This window comes from Ensifer meliloti, from assembly GCF_030064585.1.
In the GTDB taxonomy this organism is placed as follows: Bacteria; Pseudomonadota; Alphaproteobacteria; order Rhizobiales; family Rhizobiaceae; genus Sinorhizobium; species Sinorhizobium meliloti.
The window spans coordinates 152,887-165,687 of the sequence record NZ_CP120364.1; the positions used below are offsets into that span (position 1 = coordinate 152,887).

Sequence of the window (12,801 nt, forward strand, 5' to 3'; positions counted from 1 at the left end):
GCCGCAGGTCGAATGCTGGCGGCCGCCGCGATGCTAAATGGCGCTCTAACGCCTGGCAAGCTGCCATGCAGGCAGTCCTCTCCTGCCTGGGCCTGTATTGTTAACGGTCAGTCTGTCGTGTCAACACGCCATTGACAATCCGTTCTTTCGGAACGGTCTTTCGCTCTCGGCGTCCAGAGAGCATCTAATCGGCATCAACGCATCCCGCAAAGCCGCGGGCAGAAAGGAAGCGGATCATGCTCCAGCAGATCAAAGGCCTGCATCACGTAACGTCGATGGCGGACGACGCCCGCACGAACAACCGGTTCTTCACCGACACGCTCGGCCTGCGCCGCGTCAAGAAGACGGTGAACTTCGACTCGCCTGACGTCTACCATCTCTACTATGGCGACGCGACCGGCACCCCCGGCACCGTGATGACCTATTTTCCCTTTCCGCAGATGCCGCGCGGTCGCGCGGGCACGGGAGAGGTGGGGACGACCGTCTTCTCCGTCCCGCGGGGCTCGCTCGGCTTCTGGCAGGAGCGCTTGGCGGCACTCGGTGCGAGCGGTCTCAAGCAGACGGAAAGCTTTGGCGAGAAGCGCCTGAACTTTGCCGGTCCGGACGGCGACGGCTTCGCTCTCGTCGAGGTCGAGGACGACCCGCGTACGCCCTGGACCGAGGGCGGCATCACCGAGGATCACGCCATCCGCGGCTTCCACTCGGTCGCCATGCGGCTACGCGACGAAGGCGCGACGGCGGAACTGCTGAAGTTCATGGGTTACGAGGAACTCGACCGCAAGGACGGCGTCACCAGGCTGATCGTGCCCGGCGGCAACGGCGCGAGCCTCGTCGACCTGGAGACGCTGCCAAACATCAGCCGCGCCGCGCAGGGCGCTGGTTCGGTGCACCACGTCGCATTCGCCGTCGACAACCGCGAGAAGCAGCTGGAGGTGCGCAAGGCGATGATGGACACCGGCTACCATGTGACGCCGGTGATCGACCGGGATTATTTCTGGGCGATCTATTTCCGCACGCCGGGCGGCGTTCTCTTCGAGATCGCCACGAACGAGCCCGGCTTCGACCGGGACGAGGACATCGCGCATTTGGGCGAGGCGCTGAAGCTGCCGCAACAGCACAAGCATCTGCGCCCGGTTCTCGAAAGCCATTTGCAGAAGCTGGAAGCCTAGCGGCCAGCACACTGCGCGCTCCTCCTCCGCTTGCGAAGGAAGGAGCGCACTTTCTTTGGATAGAATGAGTGTTCGCCACCACGCGCGCACAAAGGAGAAATCGATGGTCGATCACGGCTATGTGCACAAATTGAAAGCCGGCAGGCCCGGCGGTCCGATCCTTTTCGTCCTTCACGGGACCGGCGGGGACGAGAACCAGTTCTTCGGCTTCGGAGCGCAGCTCTTGCCGGAGGCTACCGTCGTGTCGCCGCGGGGCGACGTATCGGAACATGGAGCCGCCCGCTTCTTCCGGCGAACGGGCGAGGGCGTTTACGACATGGCGGACCTCGCGCGTGCGACGGAGAAGATGGCGGGTTTCGTGAAGGCGCTCGCTGGCGAACACGATGCCTCGGAGATCATCGGTCTCGGCTATTCCAACGGTGCCAACATTCTCGCGAATGTACTGATCGAAGAGGGCGTCTTCGACAAGGCCGTGCTTATGCATCCGCTGATCCCTTTCCGTCCGAAGGACAATCCCGCGCTCGCCGGGCGGAAGATCCTGATTACCGCCGGAGAGCGGGACCCGATCTGCCCGGCTCCGATGACACAGGCGCTCGGGGACTACTTCACGAAGCAGAAGGCGACGGTGGAATTCGAGTGGCATTCCGGCGGCCACGACATCCGCCAGAACGAGATCGGCGCCATCGAGCGGTTTCTCAAAGCTTGATGGCGCCCTGACGAAGACGTTTACTGTGTTGTCGAAGCTTGCTGGATAGAATGCGGGACTTCAGCGCGGATTCTGCGGCGCTGATTCCGCGGGGCGAGGCAGTGGTGGAAACGATCGACATCCATGAAGCGAAGAAGCATTTGTCGCGGCTGGTTCAGAAGGCTTCGCGGGGAGAGGCCTTCATCATAGCCGAGGCAGGAAAACCTATGGCGAAAGTGGTCCCACTCAATCAGCCGGCCCCGCACGAGAAACGACGGATCGGCTTCTTGGCGGGTCAAATTACGGTGCCGGACGATTTCGACTTGATGGGTCGAGAAGAGATCGAGGGTCTGTTCGGCAAGTGAATTGGTTCAATTGTTTCATCCTATTCGAGCCGCCTGCGGAAGAGCCACGCGGCTGACGATAGGGTGACGATCGCGATCAGGCACAGAGGAAGTGTCTGGTGGACGACTTCGGTTACCGGAATGTCCTTCAGAAACACACCCTTCACGATCACCAGGAAATAGCGCAGCGGGTTGATGAGCGTCACCGGCTGCAGCCAGGAGGGCATGTTTTCGATCGGCGTCGCGAAGCCCGAAAGCAGCATGGCCGGCACCATGAAGAGGAAGGCTCCGAGGATCGCCTGCTGCTGCGTCATGGACAGTGCCGAGATGAAGAGACCGAGACCGACGACAGCGGCGAGATAGAAGATGGCGCTGCCATAGAGCAGGAACAGTGAACCGCGCAGCGGCACGCCGAAGATAAAGACAGCGGCGAGGATATAGATGGTGATGTGGAAGAGGCCGATCATCATCGGCGGGATGAGCTTGCCGAGCAGGATCTCGTGGGTGCGCAATGGTGACACGATGAGCTGGTCGAAAGTGCCGAGCTCCCGCTCGCGCGCGACCGACAGCGCCGTGACGATGAGCCCGATCAGGAGAGCGATGCTCGCGACCAGGTTCGGCACCATGAACCATTGATAGGTGAGGTTCGGATTGAACCAGTTGCGGGCCTCGACCCGGATCGTCTCGGAGGACGCACGCTTTCCGGCCGGCGTTTCGGCCGCGACGGCGCCGACGATGCGGCCGAGATAGCCGGAGACGATCTGCGAAGCGTTGGAACGCCGGCCGTCGAGGATCATCTGTACCTCCGCCGGTCTCCCCGCCTCGATGTCGCGGGAGAAGGTGGGGCCGATCTCCACTACGGCGAGGACACGCTGGGTATCGATCGCGAGGCGGACCTCGTGAGGGCTGCTAGCGAGCTCTATCGAGCGAAAGGTCGGAGAGCCGCCGATCTGCTGCACGAGTTCCCGGCTCCAGTGGCCGTTGTCACGATTGAGCACCATGAGGTCGACGTTCGTCACCTCGAGCGTCGCCGCATAGGAGAAGACCAGGAGCTGGATGATCGGCGGGCCGATCAGGACGGTGCGGCCCTTCGGATCGCGCAGGACCGCGAGCAGCTCCTTGACGATCAGGGCTTTGAGCCGCGTCCACCACATGTCAGCCGATCCTCTTTCTGGTGCTGCGCGCGGCCAGCGCGAAGAACATGCAGCCGATCAGGAACATCACCGCGATGGCGCGTGCGAACATCGGCCAGATATCGCCGGCGAGAAACACGGTCTGCAGACTGGGTATGAGATAGCGCGCCGGGACGGCATAGGTGACCCATTGGATGACGGTGGGCATGGAATTGATCTCGAAGAGAAAGCCGGACAGCAGGAAGGCCGGCAGGAAGGCCGAGATCAGCGCGAGTTGCGAAGCGAGAAACTGGTTTTTCGTCGCGGCCGAGATCAGCAGCCCCTGTCCGAGCGCCGGCATCAGGAAGGTCGCCGAAAGGGCGTAGAGCGCCGCCACCGATCCCCGGAAGGGGACATCGAAGAGAAAGACCGCCACAAGGACGCAAAGCGTCATCGACGTGAGGCCGAGGACGAAGTAGGGCAGCAGCTTGCCGGCGAGCAGTTCGGCGGCGGAGACGGGCGTCGCCATCATCGCCTCCATCGTGCCGCGCTCCCATTCGCGGGCGACGACAAGCGAGGTCAGCAGCGTGCCGACCAGCGTCATCACGATGGCGATCGAGCCCGGCACCAGGAAGTTTCGGCTTGTCAGTTGCGGATTGAACCAGAAGCGCTGTTCGGCGGCGATCGCCGGGGGCGGGCTCCGGCCTTCGCTTAAGCGCTGGCGCTCCCAATTGGCAACGGCGCCCTGCGCATAGTTCTGCACGAAATTGGCGGTGTTCGGATCGGATCCGTCGACGATCACCTGGACCGACGGATGGCGCCCCGCCGCGTGCTCGGCGGCAAAGCCTGCGGGGATCACCAGGATGCCGCGTACCCGTCCGAGGACGAGGTCGTCCTCGAATTCCCTGCGGTCGCGTCCGGTGGCAACGGAAAAGTAGCGCGATGCCTCGAAGCTGGCGGCGAGATCGCGCGTGAGCGGGGTCGCTTCCTCGACCACCAGGGCGACACGCGTGCGCGTCGTATCGAGCGACACGCCATAACCGAAGAGGAAGAGGAGGACCAATGGCAGGACGAAGGCGATCAGGATACTGCTCGGATCGCGTATGACCTGATAGCTTTCCTTGCGCACCAGGGCAGCGAAACGCCGGGCCCGGCCCGCGGGTTCGTACGCTTTCGCCATTTTGCTCTCGGCCTTCATGCAGCCTCCTTCGCCTCGGAGCCCTGAATGAGCGCGATGAACGCGTCCTCCATGGTCGGGTCGGGGAGGTCCTTGCCTGCGACACGTGCCTTCATGTCGTCCGGCGAGCCAAGCGCGATCGAGCGGCCGCGATAGATGAGTGAGATGCGGTCGCAATATTCTGCTTCGTCCATGAAATGCGTGGTGACGAGCACGGTCACGCCCTTTTCGACGAGGCCGTTGATATGGGTCCAGAACTCGCGCCGGGTGATGGGATCGACGCCGGAGGTCGGTTCGTCGAGGAAAAGCACTTCCGGTTCGTGGAGCACGGAACAGGCAAGCGCCAGCCGCTGCTTGAGGCCGAGCGGCAGGTCCTTGGCCGACATGTCGAGGATCGTGCGGAAGTCGAAGATCTCGCTCATCAGACCGATGCGTTCGCGTTTTCTCGCGCCGGACAGCCCGTAGACGCCCGCAAAGAAATTGAAGTTCTGGATGACGCTCAAGTCACCGTAGAGCGAGAATTTCTGCGCCATGTAGCCCAGCCGATTGCGCGCCTCGGGGGCGTTGCGCCTGAGGTCGAAGCCAGCGACGCGGCCTTCGCCGGCGCTCGGCTTCAGGAGGCCGCAAAGCATTTTGAACGTCGTCGACTTGCCGGCGCCGTTCGGGCCGAGAAGACCGAAAATCTCGCCCCGCGGAATATCGAAGGTGATGTTGTCGGCGGCGGTAAAGTCGCCGAAGCGTTTCGTCAGACCCCGCGCCTCGATCACGGGTCTGCCGGCGTCTTCGGTGAACTCCCGCTGCGTTTCCGCAAGCCTCGACCGGCCGCCGGGACCTCCGCCGAGCATATCGACGAAAGCGTCCTCGAAGCGCGGCGGGGTGACGGCTGCGTCAACCGCATCGGCAGTGTCGCCGAGCGGCGGCGGCGAAAGACCCGCCTTCATGACGAGCCGTATGGCTTCGCCCTGGATCACGCCGTCGACTACCCCTTCGTCTTCGAGGAATCTCGCAAGCGCTTCGCGGCGGCGGCCGCGGATGCCGGAGAGGCGAAAGACGCGGTCCTCCACGCGGCCGGTCATCTCCGCCGGCGGGCCGGAAAACATGAGGCTCCCCTGATTGAGCAGGAAAACATGGTCGCAGGCTTCCGCCTCTTCGAGATAGGCGGTCGACCAGACGACGCCGATGCCCTCCGTCCTCAGATTTCCGACCATCTTCCAAAGGTCGCGCCGCGAAATCGGATCGACGCCGACGCCGGGCTCGTCGAGAAGCAGGAGCCGCGGCTTGCGCAGGAGCGCGCAAGCGAGGCCGAGCTTCTGTTTCATGCCGCCGGAGAGCTTGCCGGCAAGCCGCGTCGTGAAGCGGGCAAGGTCGGTGAAGTCGAGCAACTCGCCGAAGGTCCGGCTGCGCTCCGTCTTCGGCAGGCCGCGCAAATCGGCGTAGAGGTCGAGGTTCTCCTGGACCGACAGGTCTTCATAGAGGCCGAAGCGCTGCGGCATATAGCCGATTGCCGCCTGGATGCTGGCGGGATCCCTGCGGGTATCGTAGCCGAGCACTTCTATGGTGCCGGCATCCGGCAGCATCAGGCCGGTCATCAGCCGGATCAGCGTCGTTTTGCCTGCGCCGTCCGGACCGACCAGACCGGTGACCCGTCCGCCGAAGATTTCACCCGCGACTGCGTCGAGCGCCGCGCGCGCCGTACCGAACCGCTTGGTGACGCCGGTCAGCCGAACGAACGGGGCCGTGCCGGGCTCCGTTGCGGGGGCGGGCATCAGGAAGCCTCCTTCGCTTCCGGCAGGTGCACGGTGACGGGCATGCCCTGGCGAAGATCCTTGCCCGGATTGGCGATCACGATGCGCAGCCTGTAGACGAGGTCGGTTCTGAGCTCGGGCGTCTCCACCGATTTGGGCGTGAACTCGGCGACGGGGGAAATGAAGCCGACGGTTCCCTCATAGATGCGGTCGGGCGCGGTGTCGGAGGTGATCGTCACCTTCATTCCCGGATGCACACGGCCAAGGTCTGGTTCTGCGACGTAGGCGCGGACCCAGACCGGTTCCGTCAGCGAAAGCACATAGACGATATCGGCTGGCGAGACGATCGCGCCGGTTTCACGCACGCGCGAGAGAATGACGCCGTCGCTCGGGGCGGCAAGTTGGGTGTCCTCGAGCGAGATGCGGGCGCTCTCGGCCTTTGCCGTCGCGGCATTCTCCTGGGCCGCTGCCGCCGCTATGTCCTCGGCGCGGTTTCCCTCTTCGAGAAGCACCAGGGCCTCGCGGGCCGACCTTGCGCGTGCGTCCGCAGCTGCACGGCTGGCATTTGCCTGGTCGAGCTCCGCCTGTGAGATCGTGCCATTGGGACGCAGCTGCTTTGCGCGTTCAAAGGCAAGCTTCGCATTCTCAAGCTCTGCTAGGCGTTCTTCATGCGTGGCGCGCGCCTGGGCGATCTCGGCTGCGCGAGCGCCCGCCCTGAGCTTTTCCAGCGTCGCCCGGGCAGCCTCGGCGTCCGCTTCGGCGGCACCGAGCGCCTGGCGGAACGGTTCGGCATCGAGCCTCGCAATCACGTCGCCTGCCTTCACGCTATCGCCCTCGTCGACGCGCAACTCAGCGATCCGCCCGCTCACCCGAAAGCCAAGCGACACCTGGCGAATGTCAACATTGCCGTAAAGCACCGCCTGCCGCGGCTCGCGCGCAAAGCCGAGGCGCGCCGGCAGGTCGAACCACCAGGCGCCGGCGAGAGCTGCGGCGACGATTGCAACGAGTATGGCGACCTTCCTCATGACCGGCGGTCCCTCTCGGCACCGAGCACCGCCACGAGTTCGGCGGCATGGCGATGCAATGTCTCGATCTCCTTCGGTCCGGCAGATTCCCATTCGAGCTGGGCATAGACGGCTGCATGCGCCATTCGAAACACCAGAACGCTTCCGACGAAGGAGAGAGTTCTCAGACGAATGTGCTCCGAGGCCGGGTCGTCCTCGAGGATCGCGCCGATCAGCCGGCGCGCCATTTCGATCATCGGTCCCATGATGCTGCCGTAAATGCGTTTGAAAGCTTCGGTCGGCTCCATCTGCTCGCGAATGATGAACCGTGCCCAGCTTTCCGATTCCTTGCTGACGAAGAGAGCGATCATCCTCTGGACCATCTGGGTCAGGAAATGCCGCGCCTCCATCGGCGTCATCGCAGCGCCTTCGGCGTCGAGTTCGGCAAGGCGGGAGACGATCATGGTCCGCAGGTCGCCGACATGGCCGCCGATGATCGAGGCAAGGTGCTCGGCGGCCGCTACATAAAGCCCTTCCTTGCCGCCGAAATAATAAGGAATCGCCTGGAGATTGACGCCCGCTGCATCGGCGAGCTTTCGTGTGGTCGCGCCATCGAAGCCGTAGCGTCCGAAGACGTCAATGGCCGTGTTGAGCAGCTTCTCCCGTGTCGCGTCGCCGCGTTCGGCTCGGAGCACAGCGGGTCGGTTTCCGTCCTTGATCATGCGTCGATAATGCGCCAATCAATCGACTAAGTCAATCGATCGAATGAAATCGCCTGCGCAGACCTGATTTAGCGGGATGCGGACGGAAAACCGCACACAGTTTCCTCATCCCGCTCTATGCGGCCGAGGCAAAATCGATGGTGATTTTCGTTCCTCCGCCAGGAACCGTATCGACGGCGATCATCGCTTTGTGAAGCTCGCCGATGCGGTGAACGATCTTGAGGCCGAGCCCCAGCTGGCCGGAGCGCTTGACATAGCCGAGATCGTCATTGTGCTCCGGCAGGTCGACGAGACCCCTGCCGTCGTCCTCGACAGACACCAGAGGTCCGGGACCGCAGGTGAGCACTATGCAGGTATTGGGTGGATTATGCTTGACCGCGTTTTCGATCAGGTTGCGCAGCATGTTCTCGATGAGCGGCGCAATCACGCTCACCGGCGGCGTGCCGTGGTCTACGAATTCGATGGACTTGCCGTTGTCGAAAACGAACGGCGCAGTCGTCTGCGCGACCTCCGCCCCGATCGCCGAGAGGTCGGCGCGCTGAAAGGCCGTGGGGTCCACAGCGTCGGCTCGGGCAAGCGAGGTCAATTGTTCGAGGATATGGGTCAGCGCGTCCAGGTCGCGCTCCGCGTTGCGGGCGCGGGGATCGTCGATGCGGCTCAGTTCCATCTTGGCGATCGAAACCGGTGTGCGGATTTCGTGGGCGATCGAGGAGGAAAAGACCTTCTGCGCCTGGATGAGATCTGCAACGCGCGCCAGGAGACGGTTGACGGCGGCGACCAGGCGCTCGATCTCCTCGGGCATGTGCGACGAGGGCAGGCGGGCATTGCCGTCGCGCGGATCGATCGCATCGGCCGCCCGCACCGCTGCTGCCACCGGTTTGAGCGCACTGCGAATCGACCAGATCGTGGCTCCGATCACGAGACAGAACATCAGCGTCATGGGCACGATCATGGAATCGAACATTTCCCGAAGCAGAACGCTGTACATGAAGCCGTTGGGGTCCTTCAGGACGGCGAGCTCGACGAGCACGACCTCGTCATGACGTTCGAACGATTGGCCGCCGGCAACGCTGAAGGGTTTGCCGGGCGCAATCAGCCGCTTCCAGAAAGTCGGTGCGTTGACGGTGAGCGGAAGAAAATGCTCCGAACATTCGGCCGAGCAGTTGGTGAAGAGAACCGAGCCGGAAGCGGTGCGCACCCTCACATAGATCGCACCCGGTCCATGGCGTTCCAGATAACGCTCTTTCAGCTCGTGATTGGGCTTGAATGTCAGATCCCCGTCCTGCGTCGCGATTGCGGTCGACAGGGTTTCTGTCTCCTCCTGCAGCATCAGAACGCTGAGCTCGTCATCGTCGAACCAGTAGTCGGCGAAGACGACGCCGATCTGCAGGATCATCGCCAGCAGGGAGAAGGCGATGACGCGGCGGGCGACGATGCCGATGAGCGACGGGTTCCAGGTCTTCATCAAACCGTCCGCAGCAGATAGCCGATGCCGCGCACGGTTTCGATCTGCACACCGGTTTCCACCGACTGCAGTCGCTTGCGTACCCTGGAGACGGCGAGTTCCAGCGCATTCGAGCTCAGTTCCTGGCCATATTCCGAAAGCGCCGTTTCGAGCCTGCGCTTCGGGACGACACGCCCGACCTCGCGCAACAGGATCTCGATCAGAGAGCGCTCGCGCGGAGGAAGAGGCAGAACGGCGCCCTCGCAGGTAAGCTCCGCCGTTGCAGGATCATAGCGCAGGGCGCCGGCCTCGAGGACCGGCTGTATAGCATTGGGATTTCGCCTCAGCATCGCCCTGCAGCGAGACAGAAGTTCGCGATGGTGAAACGGCTTGACGAGATAATCGTCGGCGCCGGCGTCGAGCCCGGCGATACGCTCGTCGACCGACCCGCGGGCGGTGATGATCAGCACCGGCAGGCCGACATGCTCCCGCCGGATCCATTGCAGCAGCTGCAGGCCATCGCCGTCGGGAAGGCCGAGATCGAGGAGAACCAGGTCGTGCTCGCGCGCGGCAATGGCGGCCTCGGCATCGCGCAGCGTCGAAACGCCGTCGAGCCGCCAACCCGCGTCATGCATGGTCTCGTTGATGAGTTCGGTGAGGCGAGGACTGTCCTCGACGAGGAGTAAACGCATGCAGATCGCAGCCTGAGTCTTCTGGCGCCGGTGACGGCGGACCATAGGACGTTTTTTCCGGGGTGCCAACTTGCGAAGTCCCTGCCGGGTGCGGAGCTCTGCTCTACCAGCGGTGTTTCCCGACAGCTTTCCGACAGCTCGTCCAGGCTACTGGGCATGCTCCCCTGGATCGCAAACGGTGCAGGGAACATGAACGTCACGCCGCACCATGCATGCAAGGGGCGCGTCTTTGGAGGTGAGCAGCTTGAAAATCCCGCGGATTCCCCGGCCCGAGATTGGCAGTATAAGCCTGAGCGCGATCGTCGCTCTCTATCTGCTGCTGGCGACCAACAACTCGTTCTGGGCTCATGCCAGCGTCTATTTCGTTCACGCCCGGACGAGCCTGCTTGCCTTCGCGGCGGCACTCTATCTCGCCCTCTTCGCGATCTTGACGCCTCTCTCGGTCAAGTACCTGATGAAGCCGGCGCTGGTCATTCTCATTCTGGTGTCCGCCACCGCCGCGTATTTTGCCGACACCTTCGGCATCATCATAGATCGGGACATGATCGGCAATGCCGCCGTTACGACACAGGCCGAAGCCAGCCACCTGCTGACATTCAGCCTTGCGCGGCATCTGCTCGTCTACGCCGTCCTCCCTTCGATCCTGATCGTCTGGGTCAGGGTGCGCCACCGCCGGTTCCTGCCCAAGGCCGCGGTCAATTTCGCCTTCGTCTCCGTATCGCTCCTCGTCGGCGCAGGCCTCATCTATGCCAACTTCGCGACGGTGGCCTACGCGCTGCGCGAACATACGGACCTCATGAAAAGGTTCAATCCGTCCGGGCCGCTGATCGCCACCGTGCGCTACGGCCTTTCGACCTATCGGGAGCGCAATCTGGTCGTAAGGCCGCTCGGAACCGACGCGCATCAGGGCGCGCGCGTTGCCGCCGCGGGGAAACCGGTCGTCGTCGTCGTCGTTGCCGGCGAGACGGCGCGCGCCATGAACTTTTCGCTCAACGGTTACGAACGCGAGACGAATCCTGAATTGAAAGCTCTCGGGGTCGTCAACTACCGCAACACGACGAGTTGCGGCACCGCGACCGCCGTCTCGCTTCCATGCATGTTTTCGGTCTATCCGCGCAGCCAGTATAGCGACTGGAAGGCGCGCTCGACCGAAAATCTCGTCAATGTGCTGACGCATGCCGGCGTCTCGGTGAGCTGGTGGGACAACAATACCGGCAGCAAGGGGATTGCCGATCTCATCAGCTTCGCAAGCCAGACCGGTCGCAAGAACAGCCCGCTTTGCAACAACGGCGAATGCCTGGACGAGATCCTCCTCGGCGATCTCGACCGGAAGCTCGGGGCGGCGACTTCGAACAGCGTCATCGTGCTGCACCAGCTAGGCAGCCACGGCCCCTCTTATTATCTGCGCTATCCCGGGGCGTTCCGCCGCTTCACGCCCGACTGCCGCACGCCGGAACTCATGCGTTGCTCTACCGCGGAACTGGTCAATGCCTACGATAATACGATCCTCTACACCGACCACATCCTCGCCAGCGTCGCGCGGCTCCTCGAAAAGCATCAGGACCGCATTGCCGGCGCGATGATCTATATGTCGGATCACGGCGAGTCGCTTGGGGAAAACGGCCTCTATCTCCACGGTGCGCCCTACGTGATTGCACCGAAGGAGCAGACGCAGGTGCCTTTCATCGCCTGGTTTTCGGAGCCGTATCAGGCTGCGATGGGCGTCGACGCCGGCTGTCTTGCCAAGGACGCCGACAAGCCGAAATCGCACGACAACCTGTTTCACACGGTGCTTGGCATGATGGACGTCGAGACGAGGGTCTATAACCGCGATCTCGACGCCTTCGCCGCCTGCACGCGGCCCGCAAACAAAGAGCACCAGCCGGCACCGGGATATCACGCGGCCCAGAATGGCGAACCCGCATCAAGCGCCGGCGGCCCGCAGGAAGCGAGATGGGCGCCCGGCGTTTTGTGATTTTCCGTTATGCCTCTCCCACGGGCGAGCTGTCGACCTTCACCAAATCTGGTAGACTGCAGGCCGATCCCGCATCCGCAGTCGGCGGGGCGTACATCAGAGGAGAATCCGATGCAGATCGCCGGAATTCAGGTCTATCCCGAGCGCGGCGGAAAGGCGGGTTTCACCGTCGAATTCGTCGGCACCAACGGGGAGGTCGTCTCCGTCTCCTGTCCGCAGAATGCCGACGGTAGCCTGAACAGGCTGAATGCCGTCTCCCAGGCAAAGGAGATACTCGCCGCGGCCATCGAGGCGGATGAAACGCTTCTTGCCATCACCGGCACGAAACGGTCTCCTTCGGTCCCCGAGGGAGCGCTTGCGAATGCCCGGCAGGCGCATGACCGGGACGCCATGGAAGAGCAGTTGGAAGAGGGCCTCGAAGATACGTTTCCCGCAAGCGATCCCGTCTCGATCACCAGTTCGGCGATTCCGAAGGGATCCTCTCACCGGTAGGCTTTGGGCGGGTCTCCCTGTGGCCCTCATTCCTGTGCCCGTCACAGGGATGAAGTGAAGAAGCCGTCTTGTGCCTGTCCGAGCCCACTATTCCTGCTACGCATCGGGCATTCCGAATATCGGTTCCGATTGTCAAGACGATGCGCTAAAGCACTCGGACACCCCGGGCGGCCTCAGATGGCCGATTCATATCAGCGACGAAAGGAGCGCGCCGTCTTGGACGAGCAAAGGAGAAGCGAT

12 protein-coding genes are annotated in these 12,801 nt (G+C 63.1%); 5 read left to right on the top strand and 7 right to left on the bottom strand.

Annotated elements, in window-relative coordinates; genetic code table 11:
• Positions 1-236 precede the first annotated feature (236 nt).
• From PZL22_RS00620 to PZL22_RS00630, 3 genes are all read left to right on the top strand, one after another.
• On the top strand, positions 237-1,169 hold the full coding sequence (locus PZL22_RS00620) for a VOC family protein (RefSeq protein ID WP_003529056.1): 933 nt from the start codon (positions 237-239) through the stop codon (positions 1,167-1,169).
• Positions 1,170-1,272: 103 nt separating this feature from the next.
• On the top strand, positions 1,273-1,875 hold the full coding sequence (locus tag PZL22_RS00625) for an alpha/beta hydrolase (protein ID WP_102903200.1): 603 nt from the start codon (positions 1,273-1,275) through the stop codon (positions 1,873-1,875).
• Between the two features lie 104 nt (positions 1,876-1,979).
• Entirely contained in the window at positions 1,980-2,219 is a 240-nt protein-coding gene (locus PZL22_RS00630) for a type II toxin-antitoxin system Phd/YefM family antitoxin (RefSeq protein WP_127516196.1), read from the top strand.
• Between the two features lie 20 nt (positions 2,220-2,239).
• Here PZL22_RS00630 and PZL22_RS00635 read toward each other — a convergent pair whose 3' ends face one another.
• From PZL22_RS00635 to PZL22_RS00665, 7 genes are all read right to left on the bottom strand, one after another.
• Complete coding sequence (locus PZL22_RS00635) at positions 2,240-3,352, bottom strand: ABC transporter permease (RefSeq protein ID WP_127516198.1); 1,113 nt, start codon at positions 3,350-3,352, stop codon at positions 2,240-2,242.
• Between the two features lies 1 nt (position 3,353).
• A complete protein-coding gene (locus tag PZL22_RS00640) occupies positions 3,354-4,508 on the bottom strand; it encodes an ABC transporter permease (RefSeq protein ID WP_003529050.1) in 1,155 nt (384 codons plus the stop codon).
• Positions 4,505-6,253: an ATP-binding cassette domain-containing protein gene (locus PZL22_RS00645; protein ID WP_003529047.1), complete on the bottom strand. Its 1,749-nt coding sequence runs from the start codon at positions 6,251-6,253 to the stop codon at positions 4,505-4,507. The genes PZL22_RS00640 and PZL22_RS00645 overlap by 4 nt, the downstream gene beginning before the upstream one ends.
• A complete protein-coding gene (hlyD, locus tag PZL22_RS00650) occupies positions 6,253-7,257 on the bottom strand; it encodes a secretion protein HlyD (RefSeq protein WP_003529046.1) in 1,005 nt (334 codons plus the stop codon). The genes PZL22_RS00645 and hlyD overlap by 1 nt, the downstream gene beginning before the upstream one ends.
• Entirely contained in the window at positions 7,254-7,958 is a 705-nt protein-coding gene (locus PZL22_RS00655; RefSeq protein ID WP_003529044.1) for a CerR family C-terminal domain-containing protein, read from the bottom strand. Before PZL22_RS00655 ends, hlyD begins: the two co-directional genes overlap by 4 nt.
• 115 nt (positions 7,959-8,073) lie before the next feature.
• A complete protein-coding gene (locus PZL22_RS00660) occupies positions 8,074-9,423 on the bottom strand; it encodes a sensor histidine kinase (RefSeq protein WP_284718401.1) in 1,350 nt (449 codons plus the stop codon).
• Complete coding sequence (locus PZL22_RS00665; protein ID WP_010975726.1) at positions 9,423-10,094, bottom strand: response regulator; 672 nt, start codon at positions 10,092-10,094, stop codon at positions 9,423-9,425. The genes PZL22_RS00660 and PZL22_RS00665 overlap by 1 nt, the downstream gene beginning before the upstream one ends.
• A 244-nt stretch (positions 10,095-10,338) precedes the next feature.
• On the opposite strand from PZL22_RS00665, the gene PZL22_RS00670 reads away from it, so the two are divergent.
• The gene (locus tag PZL22_RS00670; RefSeq protein ID WP_284718402.1) at positions 10,339-12,069 is read left to right on the top strand and encodes a phosphoethanolamine transferase; all 1,731 of its coding nucleotides are present in this window, start codon (positions 10,339-10,341) and stop codon (positions 12,067-12,069) included.
• Between the two features lie 111 nt (positions 12,070-12,180).
• Complete coding sequence (locus tag PZL22_RS00675; protein WP_003529036.1) at positions 12,181-12,561, top strand: hypothetical protein; 381 nt, start codon at positions 12,181-12,183, stop codon at positions 12,559-12,561.
• Positions 12,562-12,801: the final 240 nt, after the last annotated feature.